Source organism: Shewanella alkalitolerans (assembly GCF_019457575.1).
In the GTDB taxonomy this organism is placed as follows: domain Bacteria; phylum Pseudomonadota; class Gammaproteobacteria; order Enterobacterales; family Shewanellaceae; genus Shewanella; species Shewanella loihica.
In genome coordinates this window covers 655146-680277 of the sequence record NZ_CP080422.1, presented here as the reverse complement: position 1 = coordinate 680277, position 25132 = coordinate 655146, and the positions used below count along the sequence as shown (strand labels likewise).

The 25132-nt window shown below is 54.7% G+C and carries 25 protein-coding genes; 14 read left to right on the top strand and 11 right to left on the bottom strand.

Annotation, left to right across the window (positions count from 1 at the left end):
• Both K0J45_RS03095 and nrfD read left to right on the top strand, forming a co-directional pair.
• Entirely contained in the window at positions 1-573 is a 573-nt protein-coding gene (locus K0J45_RS03095; protein WP_011864413.1) for a 4Fe-4S dicluster domain-containing protein, read from the top strand.
• Positions 570-1511, top strand: a complete 942-nt coding sequence (gene nrfD, locus K0J45_RS03090; protein WP_220044195.1) for an NrfD/PsrC family molybdoenzyme membrane anchor subunit — start codon at positions 570-572, stop codon at positions 1509-1511. The genes K0J45_RS03095 and nrfD overlap by 4 nt, the downstream gene beginning before the upstream one ends.
• 80 nt (positions 1512-1591) lie before the next feature.
• On the opposite strand, the gene K0J45_RS03085 is transcribed toward nrfD, so the two are convergent.
• Entirely contained in the window at positions 1592-1927 is a 336-nt protein-coding gene (locus K0J45_RS03085; protein WP_220044194.1) for a DUF3622 domain-containing protein, read from the bottom strand.
• Between the two features lie 271 nt (positions 1928-2198).
• Between K0J45_RS03085 and K0J45_RS03080 the strand changes: the two genes are divergently transcribed.
• The gene (locus tag K0J45_RS03080) at positions 2199-3674 is read left to right on the top strand and encodes a DEAD/DEAH box helicase (RefSeq protein WP_220044193.1); all 1476 of its coding nucleotides are present in this window, start codon (positions 2199-2201) and stop codon (positions 3672-3674) included.
• A gap of 191 nt (positions 3675-3865) precedes the next feature.
• The gene (locus tag K0J45_RS03075; RefSeq protein WP_220044192.1) at positions 3866-4285 is read left to right on the top strand and encodes a GFA family protein; all 420 of its coding nucleotides are present in this window, start codon (positions 3866-3868) and stop codon (positions 4283-4285) included.
• Between the two features lie 24 nt (positions 4286-4309).
• Here K0J45_RS03075 and K0J45_RS03070 read toward each other — a convergent pair whose 3' ends face one another.
• From K0J45_RS03070 to K0J45_RS03050, 5 genes are all read right to left on the bottom strand, one after another.
• On the bottom strand, positions 4310-4963 hold the full coding sequence (locus K0J45_RS03070; protein ID WP_220044191.1) for a methyltransferase: 654 nt from the start codon (positions 4961-4963) through the stop codon (positions 4310-4312).
• Positions 4964-5770: 807 nt separating this feature from the next.
• Positions 5771-6430: a hypothetical protein gene (locus K0J45_RS03065; RefSeq protein ID WP_220044190.1), complete on the bottom strand. Its 660-nt coding sequence runs from the start codon at positions 6428-6430 to the stop codon at positions 5771-5773.
• Between the two features lie 673 nt (positions 6431-7103).
• Entirely contained in the window at positions 7104-7556 is a 453-nt protein-coding gene (locus tag K0J45_RS03060; RefSeq protein ID WP_220044189.1) for a protein kinase family protein, read from the bottom strand.
• Positions 7557-8388: 832 nt separating this feature from the next.
• Positions 8389-9795, bottom strand: coding sequence for an ATP-dependent RNA helicase DbpA (gene dbpA / locus K0J45_RS03055; protein WP_011864404.1), 1407 nt, complete (start codon positions 9793-9795; stop codon positions 8389-8391).
• Between the two features lie 225 nt (positions 9796-10020).
• Entirely contained in the window at positions 10021-11430 is a 1410-nt protein-coding gene (locus K0J45_RS03050) for an MFS transporter (protein ID WP_220044188.1), read from the bottom strand.
• Between the two features lie 213 nt (positions 11431-11643).
• Here K0J45_RS03050 and K0J45_RS03045 point away from each other — a divergent pair, with 213 nt between their 5' ends.
• A complete protein-coding gene (locus tag K0J45_RS03045) occupies positions 11644-11955 on the top strand; it encodes a hypothetical protein (protein ID WP_220044187.1) in 312 nt (103 codons plus the stop codon).
• A 16-nt stretch (positions 11956-11971) separates the two neighbouring features.
• Here K0J45_RS03045 and K0J45_RS03040 read toward each other — a convergent pair whose 3' ends face one another.
• Positions 11972-12172 (bottom strand): YheV family putative zinc ribbon protein, encoded by a 201-nt coding sequence (locus K0J45_RS03040; RefSeq protein ID WP_011864400.1) that lies wholly within the window; start codon positions 12170-12172, stop codon positions 11972-11974.
• A 174-nt stretch (positions 12173-12346) separates the two neighbouring features.
• On the opposite strand from K0J45_RS03040, the gene K0J45_RS03035 reads away from it, so the two are divergent.
• Together K0J45_RS03035 and K0J45_RS03030 are read left to right on the top strand one after the other, a co-directional pair.
• Positions 12347-14257 carry an ABC transporter ATP-binding protein gene (locus K0J45_RS03035; RefSeq protein WP_220044186.1) on the top strand — a complete coding sequence of 637 codons (1911 nt, stop codon included), beginning with the start codon at positions 12347-12349 and terminating at the stop codon, positions 14255-14257.
• Positions 14258-14324: 67 nt separating this feature from the next.
• A complete protein-coding gene (locus K0J45_RS03030) occupies positions 14325-14780 on the top strand; it encodes a TIGR02444 family protein (protein ID WP_220044185.1) in 456 nt (151 codons plus the stop codon).
• A gap of 24 nt (positions 14781-14804) precedes the next feature.
• Here K0J45_RS03030 and K0J45_RS03025 read toward each other — a convergent pair whose 3' ends face one another.
• Entirely contained in the window at positions 14805-16394 is a 1590-nt protein-coding gene (locus tag K0J45_RS03025; protein ID WP_220044184.1) for a GMC family oxidoreductase, read from the bottom strand.
• An 80-nt stretch (positions 16395-16474) separates the two neighbouring features.
• Positions 16475-16981 carry a twin-arginine translocation signal domain-containing protein gene (locus K0J45_RS03020; RefSeq protein ID WP_220044183.1) on the bottom strand — a complete coding sequence of 169 codons (507 nt, stop codon included), beginning with the start codon at positions 16979-16981 and terminating at the stop codon, positions 16475-16477.
• A gap of 134 nt (positions 16982-17115) precedes the next feature.
• On the opposite strand from K0J45_RS03020, the gene K0J45_RS03015 reads away from it, so the two are divergent.
• From K0J45_RS03015 to K0J45_RS03005, 3 genes are all read left to right on the top strand, one after another.
• Complete coding sequence (locus K0J45_RS03015) at positions 17116-18114, top strand: hydrolase (RefSeq protein WP_220044182.1); 999 nt, start codon at positions 17116-17118, stop codon at positions 18112-18114.
• Between the two features lie 2 nt (positions 18115-18116).
• Positions 18117-18380 (top strand): YheU family protein, encoded by a 264-nt coding sequence (locus K0J45_RS03010; protein WP_220044181.1) that lies wholly within the window; start codon positions 18117-18119, stop codon positions 18378-18380.
• A gap of 83 nt (positions 18381-18463) precedes the next feature.
• Positions 18464-19351: a phosphoribulokinase gene (locus tag K0J45_RS03005; RefSeq protein WP_220044180.1), complete on the top strand. Its 888-nt coding sequence runs from the start codon at positions 18464-18466 to the stop codon at positions 19349-19351.
• Positions 19352-19688: 337 nt separating this feature from the next.
• Here K0J45_RS03005 and K0J45_RS03000 read toward each other — a convergent pair whose 3' ends face one another.
• Positions 19689-20468, bottom strand: a complete 780-nt coding sequence (locus K0J45_RS03000) for a tetratricopeptide repeat protein (RefSeq protein ID WP_220044179.1) — start codon at positions 20466-20468, stop codon at positions 19689-19691.
• Between the two features lie 444 nt (positions 20469-20912).
• Here K0J45_RS03000 and crp point away from each other — a divergent pair, with 444 nt between their 5' ends.
• The 4 genes from crp to K0J45_RS02980 all read left to right on the top strand — a co-directional run bounded on the left by crp (position 20913) and on the right by K0J45_RS02980 (position 24081).
• On the top strand, positions 20913-21548 hold the full coding sequence (gene crp / locus K0J45_RS02995; RefSeq protein WP_011864391.1) for a cAMP-activated global transcriptional regulator CRP: 636 nt from the start codon (positions 20913-20915) through the stop codon (positions 21546-21548).
• Positions 21549-21629: 81 nt separating this feature from the next.
• Positions 21630-21968 (top strand): PepSY domain-containing protein, encoded by a 339-nt coding sequence (locus K0J45_RS02990; RefSeq protein ID WP_220044178.1) that lies wholly within the window; start codon positions 21630-21632, stop codon positions 21966-21968.
• Between the two features lie 110 nt (positions 21969-22078).
• Positions 22079-22753, top strand: a complete 675-nt coding sequence (locus K0J45_RS02985; protein WP_011864389.1) for a response regulator — start codon at positions 22079-22081, stop codon at positions 22751-22753.
• Positions 22750-24081 carry an ATP-binding protein gene (locus K0J45_RS02980; protein ID WP_220044177.1) on the top strand — a complete coding sequence of 444 codons (1332 nt, stop codon included), beginning with the start codon at positions 22750-22752 and terminating at the stop codon, positions 24079-24081. The genes K0J45_RS02985 and K0J45_RS02980 overlap by 4 nt, the downstream gene beginning before the upstream one ends.
• Before the next feature lie 125 nt (positions 24082-24206).
• Here K0J45_RS02980 and K0J45_RS02975 read toward each other — a convergent pair whose 3' ends face one another.
• Positions 24207-25007, bottom strand: a complete 801-nt coding sequence (locus K0J45_RS02975) for a DUF1338 domain-containing protein (RefSeq protein ID WP_220044176.1) — start codon at positions 25005-25007, stop codon at positions 24207-24209.
• Positions 25008-25132 lie beyond the last annotated feature (125 nt).

Here is a 25132-nt window from a genome sequence, read left to right as displayed (position 1 = left end):
ATGAGTAAAAGATATGTAATGGTGCACGACGAGAATCGCTGCATCGGCTGTCAGGCCTGTAGCGTCGCCTGTCGCAGCGAAAACGGCGTCCCCGAGGGAGTCACCCGCTTGCAAGTGCGCGTAGAAGGCCCCTTCGGCGATGCGCCGCACCTGCACTTTAAATATAACCGCGTCTCCTGCCAGCAGTGTGAGAACGCCCCCTGCGTCACAGTCTGTCCGACTGGCGCGGCCTATGTGGGCGACGATGGCCTGGTCTCCATCAAGGAAGATAAGTGTGTCGGCTGCATGTATTGCGTGGCGGCCTGCCCCTACAAGGTGCGTTTCATCAACCCTGAAACCAAGGCGGCCGACAAGTGTAACTTCTGTAAGGACACCCGCCTGGCCCGCGGCGAACTGCCCGCCTGTGTGACCGTGTGTCCCACAGATGCACTGACCTTTGGCGATGCCAATGACCCGAGCAGCGAGGTAGCCAAACTCATCAACACCAAAGCGACCTATCAAGAGAAGACCCATCTGGGGACCAAGCCTAGGGTCTATCGCATTCCAACGAAACGTGGGGGGATACAGTCATGAACAATACCTGGGGCGATATGGCGCAATATGATCCAGTCACCTGGAACTGGGTTATCGCAGTCTACCTGTTTATGGCGGGCCTCTCGGCGGGCTCTATCCTGATCGGTATCGGCCTGCGCTGGTACAGCAAGGAGAAGGCGATAGAGAGCGCGATTTTAAAGGCCGCAGCCATCATCAGTCCGCTAGCCATCACCTTAGGCCTGGCCTGTCTGGTGTTTGACTTGACCAAGCCGTTTGAGTTCTGGCTGATCTTGGTCAACTACAACTTCAGCTCTGTCATGTCTATCGGGGTTCTGGCGCTGCTGCTCTACTCGCCGATCGGCATCGCCTACTCGCTGATCGTGCTACGAGACGAGCTGGCCAAGTGGAAGCTGGGCTTCCTGGTACCTGTGGCAAACGCCATCATGCCGATGCGCAAAGCGATAGAGGTAGTACTGTTTGTGCTGGCCATAGGTGTGGGCGCCTATACCGGCTTCCTCATCTCGGCGATGAACGCTTACCCATTGCTGAACACGGCTGTGCTGCCGGCGCTCTTCCTGGTGTCTGGCCTGTCAGCCGGCGCGGCGGCTAATGCTATCGGCGCGTTGCTGATGTTTAACACCCACAGCCATGATGCCAACCTGAGCAAGATGCATGGCCTGGAACTGCCCGTGATGCTGAGCGAGATCATGTTCCTCTTCATGCTGTTCTGCGCCCTCTACTTCAAGGGCGGTGCGGCCGCGGCGGCGCTGGCGTCACTCACCACAGGTGTCTGGGCCAGCGTGTTCTGGGTCGGTGTGGTCGGTATCGGCTTTGCCATCCCGCTGCTCACCATGTTGATGCCGTCGCAGACACGTCACAGCAAGGGCGTGATGATCGCCGTGGCCTGCTGCAGCCTCACCGGCGTGCTGGCCCTGAGACACTTCGTGATCTACGCAGGTCAAAGCTATATCAGCTAATCTCATATCCACAAACGCAAAAAGCCCAGCATCTGCTGGGCTTTTTTTATCTTAACTGGCGACGACTCGTCTTCGTCCGACTACTCGTCGTCTTCATCGAAGAAGTCGTCATCCAGATCGCTGTCGCCGGCGGCATCACGCTCGGCGCGCCATTTCTCGGCGGCGGCTTCTTTGGCGGCAGCGGCCTCGTTACGCTCGATGCGCTGCTTGGCACGGCGCTCGTTACGCAGCATCAGGTTATCGACTATGCCCTTGAGGGTCTCTTCGCCCCAGGCGGTGGCCTCGGCTTCGCTGGCAAAACCAGTTTGCGCCTTAGTTACCACTGTCTTGCGCGCCGTCATACGACGGGTGACTTCGGCAGTCCAGCTACCTTCGGCTTCGCTCACGCGAAGACCGTATTTCTTGTTTTGTGTCATGTTAATTTCCTAATTCGATCTTCGAGTGCAAACGTGGCGCTCATTGAGGGAAACAGCGGTCTAATATACCACTGTCGTCAGAAAGGCGGCTATTGTAGTCTCCTCTGGATAAAACTCAATCATTAGCGCGCACAAAATACGAAAAAGTTGCTCCCTTCAACCAGGCAAAACTGGCGAATTCGATAGCACTTTGCTATCGCTTAATGTAAGCTGCACGCCCGCCAGCACGCTGGCTCCCAATTATCCGGCCCGTCGCCCAAGAGATCCATCTATGAGTTTTACCTCCCTGGGGTTATCCCCCCCCATTCTCAAAGCTGTAGCCGACAAAGGTTATCAAACCCCCTCGCCTATTCAGGCCCAGGCTATCCCAGCAGTATTGTCGGGTAAAGATGTGATGGCGGCGGCGCAGACAGGGACAGGCAAGACAGCCGGTTTTACCCTGCCACTACTGGAACTACTGAGCAAGGGCCCACGCGCCCGCAGCAAACAGGTGCGTGCCCTGGTCTTGACGCCAACCCGCGAACTGGCGGCCCAGATCGCAGAAAGCGTCACCACCTATGGTCAGCATCTGCCGCTTCGCAGCGCAGTGGTGTTCGGTGGTGTCGGCATCAGCCCACAGATCAGTCAGCTTAAACGCGGTGTCGATATCCTGGTAGCCACACCGGGCCGCCTGTTGGATCTCTATCAGCAAGATGCCGTGAGCTTCTCTCAGCTGGAGACTCTGGTGCTGGATGAGGCCGACCGCATGCTGGACATGGGCTTTATTCACGACATCAAGAAGATCCTCGCCATCTTACCGCCCAAGCGTCAGAACCTGATGTTTTCCGCCACCTTCTCCGATGAGATCCGCACCCTGGCCAAGGGACTGGTGAACAATCCGGTGGAGATCTCGGTCACCCCGCGAAACAGCACAGCCAACACGGTACAGCAGCTGATCTGCCCGGTAGACAAAAACAAGAAATCCGCAGCCTTGGTCAAGCTTATCCAGCAAGGTGACTGGCAACAGGTGCTGGTATTTAGCCGTACCAAGCATGGCGCCAACCGTCTGGCTAAGCATCTCGAGGCCAAAGGGATCACCGCCGCAGCTATCCACGGTAACAAGAGCCAGGGTGCCCGCACCAAGGCGCTGGCTAACTTCAAGTCGGGCGACGTGCGCGTGCTCGTAGCCACCGACATCGCCGCCCGTGGCCTGGATATCGATCAGCTCCCTCAAGTGGTCAACTTCGACCTGCCTAACGTGCCCGAGGATTATGTGCATCGCATCGGTCGTACCGGCCGCGCCGGCGCCGACGGCAAAGCTGTCTCCCTGGTGAGCGACGAAGAGGCCAAACTGCTGGCGGATATCGAGCGCCTGATCGGCAAGCTGCTACCGCGTGCTGAAGTAGAGGGCTTCGAGCCTACACACACCCTGCCCGAGACCAACCTGACGCCTAAGCGCCACGGCCAGCACAAGGGACCACGTAACCCTAAGCCTAAAAGCAACAGCCAACGCAGCAGCAATCGCTCAAGCAACGACCAGGGTTCAGACAAGGCTGGACAGCCTCGCCGCGGCGATCAAGCTCAGGGCAACAAAGAGGGTCAGGGCCGTCGCCGAACAGGCGCAAGTACTGGTACGAGCAAGCCTGCTAGCGAAGGTCACCAAGCGCAAAACCAAGGCAAGCAAGAGCACAGGGACGGCAATGCCCCCGCTCGCCGCCGCAGACGTCGTCGTCCTAGCCAGGGCACACCTAAACTGGCCACTAATTAGTCGAGCTAGCACTTAACGACGAACGCCTAAAAGCCTGTCATCCGACAGGCTTTTTCATATCCCCACTTAAGCATTTAGTTGCGATAGGATGATCACGGCATTGACTTATCGGGACGATTTACCGACAGTAGCCCTTAAACAGCAAGGGGCCTTTAGCGAACAGGGAGCCTTTAGCGAACAAGGAGCCGGACATGACGACACAGAACGATCAGTATTTACAAGGCGGTTGCCTGTGCGGCGCGCTGCGTTACAAGGTGTCGGCGCAGCCGTTTGATAGCGATTACTGCCACTGCAGCCAGTGCCAAAAGAGTACCGGCGCCATGGCCGCCTGCTGGATGGACTTTAAGGCCGACCAGGTCACATGGTTACAGGGGGCGCCCAAGGAATACGTCTCCTCAGACACCATACGTCGCGGCTTTTGCCAGCAGTGCGGCACCAGCATCAGCTATCGCAGTACCGACTACCCAGATTACTACACCCTGAGCATCGCCAGCCTGGACGATCCCAACGCCGTCGCCCCCAGATATCACATCTACACGGGCAATCAGCCAGACTGGCTCAAGATTGCCGACGACCTCCCCAGATACCGCCAGAGCCGCAGTGAAGGCTGAGGCGGGTTTAGAAAGAAACGACCTCTAGCGCTTCACGACGCTAAACAGGGCGACGCAGCCCACCTGCCTGATGTTGACCCGATCGAACCTGGCGTTTAGCGCCTGGGTCAGGGAATCGATATCGTCGGCCTGATTACAGAAGATCCCCTTCTTGTTGTAGACAGCCATCAGCCTGGCCGCGAAGGCATTGGGCGTGATGCCAGTGCCTAGAATTGTGCTGCCAAACAGCACGGCGCCCGGCTTCATCACAGATTCGAGATGAGAGAAGAGCTCGCATTTCTCTGTCATGGTGCCCGGCAGGCAGTGCAGCAGATAGTTAACGCTGACCGAATCGAAGCCATCGCATGTTAGCTCAAGCGGCGCCAGAACGTTGCGGCAATAGATCTCAGGGGAAAGATGACGCACCACGGCCGAGGCTGATGCCAGGCTGTTCTCATTAAGATCCATCAAGGCGATGCGCCGGGTATGCGCGGGCAGATGATGCTTGAGGTAGTAGCCGGTGCCGACGCCGACATCCAGGTGATTGGCCGAGGTCAGGGCGGCAAACTGCTCGGCGATCAGCCTGGTAGGACACTTCCACAGATAGTGATTGGAAAATCCCAGCACCCAGAGATCATAGATGGCGAGCACACTCTTGGAGTAGATCGCCTGACCCGCGACAACGGCATCTTTATTCATTTTTTCTTACATACCAATAGATTAACGAGGGAGGAATCTATACTAAAACGCCCAGCAAGGCAAAATTACCTTACGCAAAATGACCATACTAAGGTTAACGCTGGCGGCTGCCAGTCACATCCAGCTTCATACGTTTTCTTAACCCGGTAGGGCGAATACAGCTGGGAATGTTGAGCCATGACGTCATGGTGTACTTATCACCTGCACAGGGCTCATGTGCAGATACGCTTGTGAGACACCGCAAGTAAGTTCCCTGTAGACTATGCCGTGACATCTGATGTGAATGGATTCACAAATGCCGCAATGACATGGATGCAGCAATGTCGTGATCACATGGATGTGAGTAAACGGCCTTTTGTGCCCCCCGTATCTTCGATTTCACGTTACTGATGGTAGGTTTTTTAGCTGTTTTCAATTGGTAAATTTCAACGAACTTTGCCATTTGAGATGGGGATTTCGAACCATGGCTTCATGGTGTACTTATCACCTGCGGTGTGCTCATGTGCAGATACGCTTGTGAGACGCCGCAAGTACGTTCCCTGTAGGCTCTGCCGTGACATCCTTGTCACGGAAGCTCACCAGCGTATCTACACTGGGTATCTATCGTCTCTTCGATTTAGCGTTAATTGTGTAACTCGTACAAGCTGACTTATTTTTAGACATTTTCGAGTTAAAACCTTTACTCTAACCTGTCAGTTTCGGATAAAAATTTCTATGGGATAACGCCCCAGCTCAGGCGACCACTGCCGCATAGCGACGATAGGAGCAGCGCGGCAGTGGGTCGACCTGAAGCGCCGTGTTAGGCATTTACATGCCAACATGTTCAGCCACCTTTTCAACCAGCTTATCAAACACCAGCCCCATTTCTTCATTTACATAATCGTAAAACCCATCCTGAATTTCAAAAAGCGCATCTATTCGTTTTTCAGACAGGCCTTGAAGGTTGTTGATGCGCTTGCATGCATAGATAAATTTATGTGTTCGCTTGTCAATGTCTTTGGCAACACTTTCTATGTGAGCTGATAGATCTTTTGGAATCCATATTTTTCTAGTATCGAAGGTGTTTCTAAACTCAGTTACTGACGAAATAAACTGTTGAACAATCACATCCTCCTGACTGAAGGTCACGGTTTTAGCTTCGTCTCGTAATTTAATGATGGAAACATATATGTCGTTAATAGCCTCAATACTCTTTTCGTGATAAGCGTTAAGGCGAATTTGATAGCTTATAGATTCATGCTCTAGTGATTGTTTTATCTTTCCTGTAACAGACGTTAATTCCTTCTGCTGCTTAAGCACTTCTGTAAAATTGTTATTGATTTCCCTCAGCTCTGCTGATTTCCTTATTCTTGCATGAAAGTAAACACCAACAATAGCCAAGCAAACCACAACAAGGTTTATGACTATTAACTCATGCTTTAGGTCCATGAGAGCTGATGCGATATCTGACAGATTCTCGTATTTCAAACCTCTCCCCTTATATGCCTAACGCCCGGCTCAGCCGAGCCCAATGCGGAAGTTGCCTTGTGTTAAGTTGGGAGCGCAGCGAATCAACACAAGGCAACTGGAGTGTTGGGCTTCGCGCTGCAGCCGTTTGTTAGGCGTATTTCAATACCTATTACCATCCAAACCCTAGATATGCAATATTTATATTGACCCAAAAACTAAATAATGGCATAATCCTGCATTAGTCGAGTAAGCTTTACTCGAATCCCGAGGCTCAACTAGTAATAGAGTCACTGCCCCAGGAGGGGACTCCTTATTATATATATTTAAGACAGGAGATTTCTCGATACGAATGTAATCATAAAACCCGCGAAATAAGATGTAATAATTTTTATATTTCTAAGGATGATTATATGAGTAGAAAGAGCGTAAAAGAAAATAAGATTAACCTGCTAGATACAGGTTTTTTTAGAAAATTTATTTTAACATTATTGATTCTATTAACTGTTATTATTAATTTAGATTACGTTCAAAATCGAGATTCGGGTAAAGCTTATTTGACATGAATTTCTACTATTCTATATCCCACCCTCCTTTGCCTTTAATACGTTTCCAACCTTCTGTAAAAATTTTATCACCTAACGTATTAACTCATACCGCCGTTCGTCAGAGCGATCGCGCCTATAGTGAATCATTAAGCGAACTCTGATTTATATACCAAATCTGGTGATTTGATCGAAGCGTAGTCACACAACTTAATAGTTTTGTCGTATGCCCTTCCAATGTTTGTCGGTTTTCTGTCTGTGACCCATGCTGGATAATCGAAACTGGAGGTTGCCACCGAATCCACCTCAATCTTCTCCATTACCAAATACATTCCCGATTCGCTCCATGAGTGTATTTGCGCAAGTCGATACCTATCTTCGACATAGTTTAGGTATGATGTGACTTCGCGCCAATTGCATGTCGTATCAGACTCCTTAAGAGCCTTCTTTACTACATAGTTTTTGCCTTTGACAGAGAACACCTCCCTTGAGGTTCCCTTTCCGATAGGCTCGCACTCTTCTGCAACAAAGTCCTCAAAAGCTTTGTCAGTCGAATATTTCTCAGGGAAATCATTTCCAGTCGAATCAAGTAGAGAGCTCATACCGTGCCTCCAGGTTCGCCTAACATTTTATTAGTGCGCATGCGCGTTTACCTCATTGGACCAGTGAATACGCGCATAGCTAACTATCTGTATGTAATGAACTTATCAGCATTTTGCCAAATATACCATCTGGGAAAACGCGCATGCGCGTTTTCCAAACCTATTATCTACTTAACGAATATTATAAGCAGTTAATTTTAAAGCCATTTATTTATACCGAAATGAGAAAACGCGCACAAATACAGGATAAAAGTCGTTCAAAATTCTTGTGATTTGAATATGACTGTATAGTTATCCAGTTTTTTAGGTTGGGGAGTAGTGAATTAGATCACGCAGGTGTAGCGATGACAAATTGCCAGGCCAGAAAGTCCGTTAGGTACTGCTCCACCGACAAAGTGTTAACTCATTTTGGGGCAAAACCAAGTTAGCTTTTCGCCTTCCCTCTTCACACCAAACACTGCCAAATCGAAGAGACGTTTAGATACGGGTGTAAGCACGCTTTTGGCTCTCGGCGGCACGGATGCCGCCGTGAAGCCTCCAAGGACGGAATCTCGGCGTGCCAAAAGAGTGCTTGCACGTCCCCCGCCGGGCAGGCGTTAGATTGCTATGAAGGATCGACCTTCAAACTCACTCAACAAATAAACATGCAGCCAAAAGCTACTCAAACAAACTCAACCAATCCCCCCCACCAAACCCCAGACAACAAAAAAGGAGCTAACCTCAGTCAGCTCCTTTCATCAATAAAATGTAAATAACCACCTACCGTGTATTACACCCGCAGGGCTATATCGTCATCGCTAGATAAGTCTGAATCACTGGCTAAAGTGACGAGTTACTTTAACTCCCACGCCCGATAACTCTTGCCCTTAAGCTTGCCTTTCACAATCTTGTTAAGCGCCTTGCGCAGCACCTTGCGATCCACCGCCACGTAGGAGCGGAACTCGGTGATCTTGATCTTGCCGACTTCACTACCCTCGATGCCATTGTCACCGGTAAGACAGCCGAGGATATCCCCAGGGCGCACCTTCTGCTTCTTCCCGCCGTCTATCTGAATCGTGACCATTCTGGGTTGCGGCGGCATGGTGTCCAGCAGGGCTTCACCTGGCAGCGCCTCGCCGTCTATCTCGCGGCCAAGTGCATCTGCCAGCAGGGATAATTTGTAGCCATCTTCATGGTTGAAGAGGGTATGGGCGGCGCCCTTGCTGCCAGCGCGGCCGGTACGGCCGATGCGGTGAATGTGCACCTCAGTGTCATAGGCCATATGGTAGTTGACCACCATGTCCAGGGCGTCGATATCCAGGCCGCGGGCCGCCACGTCAGTGGCCACCATGACGCTGGCGCTCTTGTTGGCAAACTTTAGCAGCATCTGGTCACGATCCCGCTGTTCCAGATCCCCATGCAGGGCCACCACGCTGAAACCGGCATTGGTCAGCTTGGCCGCCACATCCTTGGTCTCACGCTTGGTGTTACAGAAAACCACGGCGCTCTCGGGCTGATGCTTGAGCAGCAGAAGCTGCAGCGCCTTCATGCGATCGTTATTGTTACCGCACTCGTAGAAGTGCTGCTCGATACTCTCGCCGCCGTGCTGTACCTCGACCTTCACCATGAGGGGATCGATCATGAACTGCTCGCTAAGCCCTTGGATCTGCTCGGGGAAGGTGGCACTAAACAGCAGAGTTTGTCGCTCACGGGGCACCTCTTGCATGATGGCATCCAGCTCACGCTGAAAGCCCATCTCGAGCATGCGATCCGCCTCATCCAGCACCAACGTATCGACGTTGTCGAGATCCAAGCGGCCTCTGTCCAGGTGATCTATGATACGACCCGGCGTACCGACGATAATGTGGGCACCGTGTTCCAACGAGCCTATCTGCGGCCCCATGGGCACGCCACCACACAGGGTGAGGATCTTGATGTTATGGATGCCGCGCGCCAGGGTGCGAAGCTCCGCCGCCACCTGATCCGCCAGCTCACGGGTAGGACATAGCACTAACGTCTGGATACGAAAACGCTTCACATCCAGCTTGTTCAGCAGGCCTAAACCGAAGGCGGCCGTCTTGCCCGAGCCCGTCTTGCCCTGACCTATGACGTCCTGCCCATTGAGGATGGCTGGCAGACTCTGGGCCTGAATAGGCGTCATCTGGTGAAAGCCGATAGATTTCAGGGTATCGAGCAAAGCGGGGTTAAGCGGCAGACTGTCAAAAGCCCCGCTTGGCGTAGTAGCGTCAGATTGACTCACGGTAATTTCCTAATGCTGTGCCGAGAAAAACTGAGTTAGATCAGGCACAAATAAAGCTATGTGATGGCAGCAGCCGATGAATCTTCAAGGGCGTGCGTGGATATGGCGGCGATTATAGCAGCAATCGGGCGGCAATGCGCCAATTAGACGGGGAATAAAATAAAAGCCGCCGCGAGGGATCGCGACGGCATTCAGGGTTAAACCAACCAAAACTGAGTCAAACAGTTAGGCGGTTGCCAGTTCGGCGTCGGTGTCATTCTTGGCATCGATACGCTTGATCACGGCGCCATAGATGATGAGTGACACCGCCGACACACTAGCGATAGCGGCAAACACATACCAGATGTAGTGAGCATGTGCCGAAGCCTCGACCCAGGCGGCGTGGTCGTTGAAGACGCGCGGATCCGGACAGTAGGCCTCCAGCAGGTAACCCGACAGACCGAAGCCCAGCAATGAACTGATGAATGAGTGCAGGTGCGAGAAGCCCAGGTAGAGACCCTCTTCGCCCTTAGGCGCCTGTAGCGAGAAATACTCCAGGAAGCGCGGCGAGATGAAACACTCGGCCAAACCTTGGAATACGATGCCTATGATCATCATGGCGGCGATGGGGTGCATGCCCAAGATGGTCTCACTGCCGGAAAACATGTTGCCCGAGGCCATCAGCAGCGCCGATACCGGCATGATAAACATGCCCACCGTCATAGAGGTCAGCGCGCTGCGCTTGGCCATCATACCTGTGACGAAGCTGACGCAGAGGAAGACCACCAGAGGGTTGACGTTGGCGTACCAGGACGGCGATGAGCCCTCACCGGCCATACGCAGCACATACTTAGGCATGGTGGCGTAGAGCTGATGCTGCACCATCCAGAAGCCCGTGATGATCAAGATCAGGGCTATCAATCGACCATTAGACAGTACCTTGAGCAGCGCCTGCCAGATCTCGCCCAGGCTCTTGCCGGAGCGGTTCTCCTCCGTGCTCTTGAAGAAGAGCATGATGCTAAAGAAAGCGATCAGCGTCATGGTGGCGGCGAAGTAGTTTAGGTTAATCAGACCCAGGTCGCCCATCGATTCACGCAGCGGCTTCACCACAGTCTTACCCGAGAAGGCGCCAATGTTGACCATCATGTAGAAGATAGAGAAGCCCTTGGCGCGGGTCTCGGCCGTGGTCGATAGCGCCACAGTACCTGTGATCACCGCCTTGATGAAGGAGCCACCTATCATGATGACGATCAGGATAGGCACGATCGCCCAGCGAATATCCGCCTCCTTCAGGCCGTGATATATGGTCTCCTTGCCATATATCACCAGCCCCTGAGATTCGATCAGCGCTGGGAATATCGCCAGCGACGCATAACCTATAGTTAACAGGCCAAACGCCAGCAACAGGGCGCCGCGAAAGCCAATCTTATCGGCCAAGGCACCGCTGAAGGTGGGTAGAAAGTAGAGACCGGCCGAGAAAGAGCCCGCCAGCCAGGCGGCTTCGACGTCGCTAAAACCGAGAATACGTGACAGGTAGAGGGTGATAACGATGAACACACCGTAATAGGCCGCTCGTTCGAGCAGCTCGACGCCGTTGGCGATCCAGAAGATTCTGGGGAAGCGCGGCGCCTCTGTGGACTTAGAGTTATTATTCATTTTTAGTCTTCCAGGCAAAAAAACACCTCAAACTACCCCGAGCCGCTCCCAGACGCAACCTTAGCGTCATGATGGGGATCAATTTTTCGGCAACACCCGCTACTGGTCGGCCCAATCGCAGAGGCTCATTGTGATTATTAGCCGCTGACGCGCATCGCAATTATCAATGTTTATCGCTATGCTAGCGGCAAAATTCCTCAGCAACAGAAAACTATGAGCCAAGCCAACATCAGCAAACAGCAACTCATCGACCAGCTCACCGCCTGGCAGCAGGGCAAGATAGATAACGAAGAGTTACAGGACTGGATGGTGACCCATTATGATCCCGACGAGGTCAGCATAGGCCAGGGGGAATGCGAATGGACTGTGGAGGCGATGAACATAGTGATGAACGAATATGAGATCGCCAAGACGGAGAAGTTCAGGCAGGAAAATGCCCAGCTAGCGATCGACTTCATCCTCGCCGACGAGGCGCGCTTCAATCAGACGCGCCACCTGTTTCTACAACAGGGTTTTCAAGACTAAGCTATTCGCCTTAAGGCTAGGGCTTAAACACCCCGATCACTGCGCCAGTGGCCTGCTTGGCCACCTCGGCCTCGGCCTGCTGCTCACGGTAATCGCACTCGACGCACTCGACCGTCTCGACGCCCTGCTCCTTAAACAGCACTATGCTGTCCTGGGCATGACACTTGGGGCACTTGGCACCGGCAACGAAACGCTTCTTGACTCTGACTCTACTCACGCTTGACTCAACCTGTTGGGATAAAAACTCTGTCGATGGGGCCATTTTGCCACAAGGCGCGGCAAAACACCCTATCGGATTCAAAATGTCCCGGCTAAAGAGTGGCAAGCGGCCCCCCAACTGGGCTATCATCCCAAGCCTATTAATCCTTAGCTATGCATCAAGTCGACCTCAATGATCACCATTACCCAAGCGCAACTTATTCGCGGCTCCAAGACCCTATTGGATGAAGCCTCTCTGACTGTCTACCCCGGCCACAAGGTGGGCCTGGTGGGTGCCAACGGCACGGGCAAGTCATCTCTGCTTGCGTTGATCATGGGACACCTCAGCCTGGATAAGGGCGAGATCAGCGTGCCCACGGGCTGGCAGATCGCCACAGTAGCCCAGGAGACCCCGGCGCTGGAGGTGAGTGCGCTGGAATATGTGATCGACGGCGACCGCGAATACCGCGAGCTGGAGGAGGCGCTGCACAAGGCTCAGCTGGAGGATAACGGTCACCAGATCGCCCTGCTGCACGGCAAGATAGACGCCATCGGCGGCTACAGCATCCGCGCCCGCGCCGCCAGCCTGCTGGCAGGTCTGGGCTTTAGCGAGGCCGAGCAGCAAAATCCGGTGAAGAGTTTCTCGGGGGGATGGCGCATGCGTCTCAACCTGGCCCAGGCGCTGCTGTGCCGCTCCGAACTCCTGCTGCTGGACGAACCCACCAACCACCTCGACTTGGACACCATGTACTGGTTAGAGAGCTGGATCAAGGCCTATCAGGGCACGCTGATCCTCATCAGCCACGACAGGGACTTTATCGACGCCATCGTCGACGAGATAGTGCATGTCGAGCACCATAAGCTCAACTACTACAAGGGCAACTACACCGCCTTCGAACGCATCCGCGCCGAGCGTATGGCCCAGCAACAGGTGGCCTATGAGCGCCAACAGAAAGAGCGCGCCCATATGCAATCTTTCGTCGACCGTTTCCGCTACAAGGCCAGCAAGGCCAAGCAGGCCCAGAGCCGCCTCAAGGCGCTGGAGCGGATGACGGAGCTACTGCCCTCCAAGGCCGACAGCCCCTTCTACATGGCGTTTCGTGCCCCCGAGGCTCTGCCCAACCCGCTGGTGAAGATGGAGCAGGTCTCAGTCGGCTATGGCGACAAGGCGATCCTCAACCATGTGCACCTGAACCTGGTGCCCGGTGCCCGCATCGGCCTGCTCGGGCGTAACGGCGCGGGTAAGTCGACCCTTATCAAGTTGCTGGCCGAACAACTTAAGCCCATGAGCGGCCTGTATGAGCCAAATCCCGGCCTCAATATCGGTTACTTCGCCCAGCATCAGCTGGAGTTTCTGCACCTGGATGAGTCGCCGCTGCAGCACCTGACGCGACTCGCCCCAAACAACAGGGAGCAGGAGCTGCGGGACTTCCTCGGCGGCTACGGCTTTAATGGCGACATGGCCCTGTCTCCGGTTCGCCCCTTCTCCGGCGGCGAGAAGGCCCGTCTGGTGCTGGCGCTGCTGGTGTGGCAACGCCCTAACCTGTTGCTGCTCGATGAGCCCACCAACCACCTGGATCTCGAGATGCGTCACGCCCTGACCATGGCGCTGCAGGACTTCGAAGGTGCCATGATCATCGTATCCCACGATAGACACCTACTGCGCCTGAGCTGTAGCGACTACTACCTGGTAGATGGCGGCGAGGTGAAGAGCTTCGACGGCGATCTCGACGACTATCATCAGTGGTTGCTGGACGCCGCCAAGGAGGCCAACAAACCGGCCGCCCAGGATGATGCCACACCGGCCCAGGACAAGAAGCTGCAGAAACGATTGGAGGCTGAGCTGAGACAGAAGCTGTCACCGCTGAAGAAGGCTCAGGCAAAGCTTGAGAAGATCCAACAAGATTGCAGCGACAAGCTGGCCGAGCTGGAAAACCTGCTCGCCGACACCAGCCTGTATGAGGCCGACAACAAGGCCAGGCTCACCCAGATCCTAGCCGAGCGGACCCAGCATACTCAACAGCTTGAAGAGAGCGAGATGGAGTGGCTCGAGCTGCAAGAGAACATAGAGACCATAGAGCAAGAGGCCAAGCTGCAAAGCTAACTATCTTGGCTAAGCCTCTAGCTCGACCATTACCTAAGGAAAAACCTAAGCGATACAAGGATGAAGTATGAGCCATGTAAATCATTTTGACGCCAACCTGTGGCAGACCTGCGACAGCCTCTATGAGAAGGGGCAGCTGCTCTACCTCAAGCTGCAAGATGACTACGGGCTCAACGTCAATCTCCTGCTGCTGGCCCAGTGGCTCGACGAGCAGCACTACTACCTGAGCGACCAGGATTGGCGCCAGCTCAGCGAGCAGGTCGAGACATGGGAGCAGAAGGTGCTCAAGCCCTACCGAAGGCTGAGAAAGCTCAGCAAACACAACCTGGCCGAAGCCGAGTATCGCCAGATGCTAGAGGTGGAACTCATGCTGGAGCGCAAGTCCCAGGGGATGATACTGCGCCAACTCAGACAGCTCCCCGATGAGCAGGGCCAGGCGAATCTGCCCCGCTATCTCGGCCTGTTTCAGATTGAGATAGACAAGTACCACCAGCTGGCACAGACGCTGATTCGACAAGGCTAAGAATCAAAACCTAAGCCAAGCTATTTAAGCGCCGCTCAGCTCTTCGGCCAGCAGGCTGGCGTTGCGAGCTGTGATGCCATAGATGGAGAGCTGAGGATTGGCACCGAGACTGGTGGGAAACAGCGAGCCGTCCATCACGGACAGATTCTCCAGATAATGGCTGCGGCCCCGGCTATCCACCATGGCCATCTGCTTATCTTCGCCCAGCGGGCAGCCGCCCATCACATGGGCCGAGGCCACCACAGTCTTGAAGGGTGCCAGGGGCATATCGGCGATAGCCTCCTTGGCCGCCTGCCAGCTCGGCAGATAAGGCATCCCCTCGCTCATGGGCAGCACCTTCTGAGCACCGGCGGCAAACTGTAGCTCGGCCATGCTGGCGAAGGCGCGCCGCGCGGCCCGCCAGAAGGCGTCGGTCAGTGGATAATCCAGGGTATAGCCCTTGTCTGTCAGCTGTACCTGGCCACCCGGGCTGTCGGCATGATAGCCATCCCGCATCAGGGCTATGGTCACCTGCAACTGATTAAACTGGGCCATCAGCTCGGCGTGACTCTGACCATATCCCAGGGATTTCGAGGCGATTAACACTGGATGAATGGGTGGCACCTCCAGTTTATAGCCCAGCTCGCCGTCGGCGCCATCTTGCCAGACAAACTGATCCGAATAGATAGACTGCGGCGCACCACTATGGCCATTGATGGCGTCGTTAAACAGGGCGCCACTGAGTACGGTTGGGTGCAGGAAGGTGCGCTTACCCAGCAGCTTTTGCGGATCCGGCAGGCGGGATCGCATCATCAGGGCCGGCGTATGGATGGCGCCAGCACTGAGAATATAGTGCTTGGCCTTTAACATCAGCTGCACACCACTGGGGCGCAGCGACTCGGTTAACGCCTGGGCCTTGAGGGCGTACACCTTATCGTTATGGTGTTCTATCTTGCTCACCTTGGCGCGGCTCACCAGGGTCGCGCCGCGATCCAGCGCCGCGGGTATGGTGGTGACCAGCATAGACTGCTTGGCGTTGACCGGGCAGCCCATGCCGCAGTAGCCAGTGTTCCAGCAGCCGGCCACGTTGCGTTTGATGACGGTGTAGTCCCAGCCCAATGCCTCACAACCCTGCTTGAGCGCCATGTTGTTGCGGTTGGGCTCGAAGGGCCACTCTGTAATACTCAGCCGCTGCTCCATCTTCTCGAACCAGGGCGTTAGCGCCTCTCTGGAGAGACCTTCGACCGACTTATGCTCGGCCCAGAACGCCAGGGCATTTTCCGGGGTGCGAATGGAGGTGGTCCAGTTGATGGTGGTGGAGCCGCCGACGGCGCGTCCCTGAAAGATGCCGATCGCCTTGTCCTTGGTCTTCATCGAGGCGGCCTGCTGATAGAGGTTGGGGTAGGCGCGCCTTTCCTCCATGTTGAAGCTCTCGGAAGATTTCAGTGGCCCACCTTCGACGATAATCACAGACAGCCCCGCCTCGGTCATGATCTCGGCCGCCACGCCACCACCGGCGCCGCTGCCGACGATCACCACATCGGCCTCAAGGGTTTGGTCTTGGGTCAGTTGACTGGCATCTATATGTTTCCAGCCGTTTGCAAGGCCGGTCACTATGGGATCTTCGATGGCCAATGGCGCTCCTTTGCCCCGTTATCGGGGTCTGTATTTATCTATCCGAGGCTAATCGCTCGGCTTCTCTGTAGCCAAAATGCTCAATTAAACAGCCGCGGCTTCTCGTAATTTAGTCGCGTCCAATGCTCGGGGCAGCTGTAGTAGCTTGCCAGCACCAGCTCCCGCAGCCCCTGATAGGCGGTGACCATAAGGTCGAGAAAACTTGTCCGCCAAGCCTCCAGCATGGCCACCAGCTCCTGGGGTTGACGCATCAGCAAGGGGGTCATGTTGCCGGTAAGCAGTAGCAGTCCCAGGCGCGACTCAAGCAGCTCCAGCAGCTGCTCAAGCTCGTCTCGGGATTCCTCGGGTAGCAGATCCATGGTCGCCACTATGGCATCTAAGGTGCGGTTTTGCGCCGCCACGCGCAGCGACTGGGTATGGGGCAAGGCGCCGTCGAGAAACACCGGCACCAGCAGGCTAAACAGCAGACGATGGGATTGATCCAGGGATGCACTCACCCTCACCTGCGGCGGGTGATACAGGTTTACCCCCAGTGCCAGGGCGCCTGTCCCCACCAGGGCCGTGGTTAGAAAGGTGCGTCGATTCATCTTATTCCCTGTGCTCTGTGATTAGCGATATTCCATGAGCCCCCTTCGAAAACAAGGAGCAACTCGAATCTATGTTACACTAGCTAGATAACTAACAATTAAACACATGTTTTAATTTTCGGCAACAGCGATTTATGACCCAGCGTACCTTCACGCCCCCCTGGTGGGCAAGAAATCCCCATGTGCAAACTATCCTGCCGGTGCTGACCAAGGTGAATAAGCCCGCCCTTACACGCCAGCGCCTGGAGCTGGATGACGGCGACTTTATCGATCTAGACTGGCTGGCTAAACCCACACAGACGGAACCTACACAGGCTGAGCCCACACAAATTGAACCGATAGTCGTGCTGGTACATGGGCTGGAAGGCAGCGCAGACTCTCACTATGCCAGGCGTCTGCTGACTCTGCTGGGCGAGCACAAGGTTGCCGCCCTGGTGCATCATCATCGCAGCTGTTCTGGCGTGACCAATCGCCTCGCCCGCAGCTATCACAGCGGCGATACGCAAGACCTGCACACCACACTTAGCCTGCTGCGAAAGGACTATCCCGACTCGCCGCTGCTGGCGGTGGGTTACAGCCTGGGCGGTAATGTGCTGACCAAATATATGGGCGAGCATGGCAGTGACAGCCTGGTGGATCGCGCCGTGGTGATCTCGGCGCCGCTGCAGCTGGGGGCCTGCGCCAAACGCCTCAGACACGGTTTCTCCAAGGTCTACCAAAGTTATCTCATCAAGCAGCTACAGCAGAAGGTGCGCGACAAGCTGGCCATGCCAAATCTGAGCGCCCAGATGCCGGTGACCCAGGCCGAGGTGGAGAGCCTGACCACCTTTCATCTGTTCGACGACAGGGTCACCGCGCCGCTGCACGGCTTCGATGGCGTCGAAGACTATTACCGGCGCGCCAGCGGCCTGCCCTACCTAAGCCAAGTGGCTAAGCCGACCCTGGTGATCCACGCCAAGGACGATCCCTTCATGACAGATGAGGTGATCCCGACTCAGGAGGCGCTCTCGCCCCAGGTCACCTACGAGCTGCACCCGCAGGGCGGTCACGTCGGCTTTATCGACGGCGGCCATCCCTTCAAACCCAGATATTATCTGGAGCAGCGCATCGTCCATTTTCTGCTAGAGGCTTAACCATGCTGGTCCCCTATCAATCCCTGCTGCAACTGCCGGCCGAGACCCTAGATAATCTGATCAAGGAGTTTCTCTTCACCCAGACCGAAGATGGCAGTTTCGCCAGCCTGGATGGCGAGGCCTTGGCCCGCGCCATCAAACAGTGCCGCCAGGCGTTGGCCAGCAGCGAACTTGTGGTCGAATACAGCGAAGAAGATGAATCTATCGCCATACGCCACCGGCAAGATACCCTGACACAACAGAGCCAAGATGACGGGCCCTGTTGACCTTTAGGTTATCCGTGCCGTATAACTATTGGTTCACAATTGCCCGTTATCGGGCATCAGCTTAGCGCTATTTAGGTAAAAGAATGTCTGCTAAACACCCCATTATTGCCGTAACCGGCTCCTCTGGAGCGGGCACCACGACGACCACGACAGCATTTAGCCATATCTTCCGTCAGTTGGGGATCAATGCCGCGATGATCGAGGGCGACAGCTTTCACCACTACACGCGTCCCGAGATGGAACTGAAGATCCGTCAGGCCCAGAACGAGAACCGCAACATCAGCTATTTCGGCCCAGAGGCCAACGATTTTGGCAAGCTGGAGCAGTGCTTTAGCGACTACAGCTCTACAGGTCAGGGCGAGACCCGCTCCTACCTGCACACCTTCGACGAGGCCGTGCCCTTCAACCAGATGCCCGGTACCTTCACCCAGTGGCGACCGCTGCCGGAAAACACCGACATGCTCTATTACGAAGGCTTGCATGGCGGCGTGGTGACCGACGACTGCGACGTGGCCCAGCACGTGGATCTGCTGATCGGCATGGTGCCCATAGTTAACCTGGAGTGGATCCAGAAGATCATCCGCGATACCTCGGACAGAGGCCACAGCCGCGAGAAGGTGATGGGCTCTATCGTGCGCAGCATGGAAGACTATATCAACCATATGACGCCGCAGTTCTCCCGCACCCATATCAACTTCCAGCGGGTCCCTACGGTAGACACCTCTAACCCCTTCAGCGCCAAGACCATCCCCAGCCTGGATGAGAGCTTCGTGGTGATCCGTTTTCGCGGCATCAAGAACGTCGACTTTCCCTATTATCTGAAGATGATCGACGGCTCCTTCATGTCGCGCATCAACACCCTGGTGGTGCCCGGCGGCAAGATGTCGCTGGCGATGGAGCTGATCCTCACGCCGCTGATTAGGGATCTACTGGAGAAGCGTCAGCACCTGTTGGATCTGGATAGCGAATAAATTTTCACCGCTCGCGCCAGCTTCAGTCAGAGATAGATTCGCTTAAGCTTTATTTAAGTCTGCTCACATACAATGCTGGCTATCGGGATTTCAGGCGAAAGACTGATAGTTAGTATACTCTTGGGAGTGAATTCCCCCATCTTGATCTGTTTGCTTCCTCGAGTATGCTAGCGTCCCGACACCTCATCTTGCACGCCACTCTGCATTAATTTCCCTGCGTTACCGTCCTAACTATTTCAGGCCGAATACTTCAAACATAAAGCTTTCAGGCATAAAAAAACGCCGACCCGAGTCGACGTCTTAATCTTTAGGAAACCGGTATTTACTGGCGTAAGAGCTACTGCGACAGCGGTACCACTTCACGGTATGGCTTCTGCTGGCGATAGTTTTCCAGCCTTAATTCAAATTCATCTGACTTGTCGAACTCGGCCGTCTGTTTGAGCGCCTTGATCGCCTGCTTCTGCAGATCCACCGCCGAGCTGTAATCGCCAATCTCGGCATAGGCCGCCGCCAGATTATCTAGGTTAGTCGGGTCTTGCTTGTTGGCTTCGACCAGCCCCTTGCCTATGGCCAGGGCCTTACCGCCGTCACGATACTTGGCCTCGGGACAGGTAGAGAGGATCCACACCACGTTGCCCAGGGAGATCTCATCGCCCACCGCCATAAAGTTATCGACCGCCTTACCACAGTTGCGCGCCACACCATTACCGCCGGCGGCATAGATAAAGCCTAAACGGAACTGGGCCCACTTGTCCTGCTCGCTCGCAAGGCTCAGATACCAACGCTCCGCCAGGGCCAGATCGCGAGGAATGATCTTACCGTCGAAGGCCAAATCCGCTATGGTCTGGGCCGCCTTCTTGTGGCCGGTCTCGGCGGCGCGTTCGACCCAGCTGGCACCCAACTGAGGATCCGGGCTAACGAAACGGCCGGAGAGATACATCAAACCGAGAAGAAATTGCGCCTCAGACTCACCTTGGCTGGCTTTTAGCTGAATATGGGCCAACTTACTGGCAGGCGCCGCCGCTTCGGTAGCGGGCACAGAAAACGCAAGTGCTGACTGCTGCACGGCAAACAGGGCCAGTAGGCCTGCGGCCAATTTCCAAACATGCTTTGTCACGATTCAGAACTCTCCTTCACCAGTTCGTGTCACCTAGGGAGACCACACGAAATAGCCACATCTTTGAGCTGCCCGGGCCCGAATTATATTCGGCGGCGCAGAGGCTAACACTATCAATAATCCCCCAGTCAAGTCGAGTAAAAACCGTGTTTTACTGCGTGAAAATCACAGGTGTTATCTCCAGGGCGGACAATAAGCACCTAGGCAGATGTGATATGGGCAACATTGTCGGCCAAATAAACTGGCCCGATTACGGTATTAGTTGACATATATTACTAATGTATCAAAATGAACTCCCACTATTGACAGCAAAGTAAATTACGTTACCGGCTGCATACTTATTGCAATAATTTGATCTCTGACGAGGTTTTTTGGCCCTAATTGACGTAATCTGCTTATTTAGCATATTCTTGTATTTACATTAATCAGTCGAGGAACATAGGCATGGCTCTGATTGGTAAGCCTAAACCTGATCCAACGTTGGAATGGTTTTTATCACACTGTCACATTCATAAGTACCCAGCCAAAAGCACTCTGATCCATGCGGGTGAAGACTCTGACACGCTGTACTACATAGTGAAGGGTTCTGTTGCCGTCTTGATTAAAGATGAAGAAGGCAAAGAGATGATCCTCTCTTACCTGAACCAAGGTGACTTCATCGGTGAATTGGGTCTGTTTGAAGAGCAAGCCGAGCGTACCGCTTGGGTTCGTGCCAAGCAAGCCTGTGAAATCGCTGAGATCTCTTACAAGAAATTTAAGCAGCTGATCCAGGTAAATCCTGAGATCCTGATGAAGCTCTCTTCTCAGATGGCTTACCGTCTGCAAAGCACCAGCCAGAAAGTGGGCGACCTTGCCTTCCTGGACGTTGCCGGTCGTATCGCACAGACGCTACTGCACCTGGCTAAGCAGCCAGATGCCATGACCCATCCAGACGGCATGCAGATCAAGATCACTCGCCAAGAGATTGGTCAGATCGTGGGCTGTTCTCGCGAAACCGTGGGCCGTATCCTCAAGATGCTTGAAGAGCAGAATCTGATCCAAGCACACGGCAAAACTATCGTGGTTTACGGTACCCGCTAAGCTAGCATTAAGTTAGATTTAATAGATCTTAGTTAAAGTGGCCTGACTCCTTAGTCAGGCCATTTTTTTAGGACAGCCTCAGTGAAACCGACCGCCGTTATCAGCACCTTACTGCTTAGTGTCTGCTCACTGCTCAGTCCTGCCGCGACCGCCGTTATCGAACTGGAGCACAACCAGGCCCAAGAGCTGGTCAGCGAAGGCAAAATCCTCTCTCTCGATCTCACCCTCAGCCAGGTACAGGCCTACTGCGATGGCAAACTGGTGGACGCTCACCTGTTTCATGCCCAGGGCCACTGGCGCTACGATCTGCAGATCAAATCGGCCAATGGCGAGCTAATCTCCCTGGATATCGACGCCACCACCGGCCGTCACAGCGCCAACAAGCCCCTGCCCCAGGCCTGCGTACCGCACAAAAACTAGCGCCGAAATATCCGCTTAGGGTGAAAAAGTGTATTATCAATTCAGGTCGATGCGACTCGGCCGCCTCCATGTAGACAGAAGCGCCTGCCGCGCTAAGGTAGAGAAAAACGATGAAATTGCTGCTGGTTGAAGACAACACCCTACTGGTCGATGAGCTTGCCAAACAGCTGAAGCAGGCCGGCTATGTCACAGATGTCACCGACAGAGCCGCCGAAGCCGACTACCTGATCAAAGAAACCCATTATGATTGTGTCATCCTGGATATCGGCCTGCCCGACGGCAACGGCCTGCAGCTGCTGGAGACCTGGCGTAACCAGGGCATAGACACGCCGGTGATCATGCTCACCGCCCGCAGCCAGTGGCACGAGAAGGTCGAAGGCTTCAACGCCGGTGCCGACGATTACCTGGGCAAGCCCTTCCACAGCCAGGAGCTGCTGGCGCGGATTCACGCCCTGATCAATCGTGCCCACGGCAAGACCAACAGCCCCACCAAGGAGCTGAGCTTCGAGGGAGTCACCCTGGATGAGAGCCAGCAGAGCGTCACCGTTGGCGAGCAGCAGTTCGAACTCACCGCCATGGAGTTTCGCCTGCTGAAGATCTTCCTCATGTCGCCCAAGAAACTGCTCTCCAAGGCGCAGCTGACCGACAAGCTGTATCAGTTTGACGACGAGAAGGAGAGTAACGTGGTGGAGGTCTATGTGACTCACCTGCGTAAGAAGCTGGGTAAGACGGCCATCGAGACCCGCAGGGGACAGGGCTACATCTTCCACGGCCTCAAGCCATGATATCGATCCGCACTAAGCTCAGCCTCTGGCTGTCGGCCTTAGTCATCATCTCCACCTTCGTGGCGATCGTCATCTTCGAGTCCATGCTGCGTCAGGCGTTTCACGACTCTATTATTGACCGCCTCGAAGAGGATTTAGAGCAGGTGTTACTGGCGATTCAGTTCGACAACGGCGACATCAGCATAGACCCCAACCAGGTCTCTAACTTCTACAAGCCCGTCTATTCCGGGCGCTACTACCAACTCAACCTCAAAGATATTGAGCTGAGATCCCGCTCCCTTTGGGATCAACGCCTGGAGATAGAGCCCCTCTCCAAGGGCCAGACCCGGGTGTGGCAAACCAAGGGGCCGCAGAATCACGATATTCAGCTGCTGTCTCTGGGGCTGAGCAGCGCCGATGCCAAGGTACAGGCGACGCTCACGGTCGCCCAGGATCTCAGTATCGGCCGCCAGGTATTCTCCCAGGTCTATGGCACTAAGCTGTCGGTCAACCTGGCCATGCTGCTTACCATGGTTGCGGGGATCTTCATTCTGCTACGGCAATCCTTCAAGCCGATCAACGACATGCAGCGGGCGCTGATGAAGCTCAGAGAGGGAGAGATCACCGCGCTGGACACCAGCAAGATCCCACCAGAGCTGGCGCCCTTGGCACAGACCTACAACGAGCTGCTGCAATACTCGAGCAAGCAGATGGAGCGCAGCCGCAACAACCTGGGCAACCTCAGCCATGGCCTCAAGACACCGCTGGCGGTGATGCAGCAGCAGGTAGAGGTGCTGGGACTGAAAGATCCCGAGGCCGCCAACGCCATGCAGAGCCAGCTGGATCAGATCCACAAGATGATAGAGCGCAAGCTGGCGGCGGCGCGGATCACAGGCGACATGCTGCCCGCGGCGCAGATGCAGCTACCCAAAGATCTACAAGATCTGGCCCAGACCCTCACCAAGGTGCACGGCCACAAGGCGATCGCCTGCGAGTTTAGCCTGGACGAGCGCTTAAGCCGCCTGCCTATCCACCGCGAAGATGGCATGGAGCTTATCGGTAACCTATTGGACAACGCCTTCAAGTGGGCTGACAGCCGGGTGGCGGTATCGACGACGCAAGTCGATGAGCAGATATTGCTGACCATAGAAGATGATGGCCCGGGCGTCGCCGATGAGGCCCTCAGTCAGCTGACCCAGAGGGGCAAGCGCCTGGATGAGGCAATCATGGGCCATGGCCTTGGGCTCTCCATCGTCAAGGATATTGCCGAGCAGTATGAGATAAGCCTAGCCTTCGAGCATAGCCAGCAGCTGGGCGGACTGAAGATCACCCTTGGCTTTAAAAGCTAAACTGTAAGGAATTGGTTTTAAGGGCAATTGCTTTCAAATCTTAGCAAATACGATAGGCTAACTTACGCCCACAAAAAAGCCGATGCACTGCATCGGCTTTTTGCTGTCAGAGACTCACCGCAGGATTAACCTGCGTTGTTGGTGCTCTCGAAGATCTTGTCCGCAGAGGCCGCCACGAAGCCTGTGTAAAGCTCGCCGTCAGCCTTAGGGTAGCGCAAGGCAAACTCGTAGAAACAGCTTGGAATCGTCTTCTGAACGTCTTTAAAGGCAACATTAACCTTGTCGGCCATGGTCGATGACTGCTCGAGTAGTACGTCCGCCGAACCCTTAACCTCACCGCCGACGCTGTTCAGCACGAAATCGCCCTGTTTCAGGGTGTCGTTCACCTCAAGGATGGTGTTGTATCCAGGCAGGTGGTTGATCGACACGGTAAAGTGGTTTGCGCGGTAACCGAACGCCGCCACCCACGCCGCGTACTCGCTCTCGGCCAGTAGCTGCTCGTAGGTTGCGTAATCCAGTTCCCAGTGACGGCCTGAGTAGAGGAAGTTATCCGCAGTGGTCGCGGCTTCATCCACCTGCTCTACCAGACCATGAACTATGGCTTGCAGCTCAGGGCTGAAGGCTTCGACCATCAGCTCAGAGATAAACACCTTAGGCTGAGTCGGATCCGGGTGCTCGAAGTGCTTGGCCTTAAGCTTCTTGGCTTCGAAGTCGTAGTCGCCACAGGCCACATAGCCCAGAGACTCGAAATGCTTCGCCAGAACGCTCAGGTTCACCTTGGCAATGTTGAAGGTACGCAGGGCGATATGATCGTTGATGATGGTCTCACCCTTGGCCAATAGCTGGTGTACCTTGGCGGCTGAGGGGGTCATTTCAACATAGTCGTCCCATAGGGCGGCAAATAGCTGGTTTACATCGGTATGCATCAATTTCTTCCTTAACATCATCGTGTTACCGGTCGTTATCGCGCCGGTTTGTTTGTTTTCACGATATAAGTACAACGAGAGTTTTCGTGTACGCCTATAAAAATGGGAGCAGACAAGACGCCCAC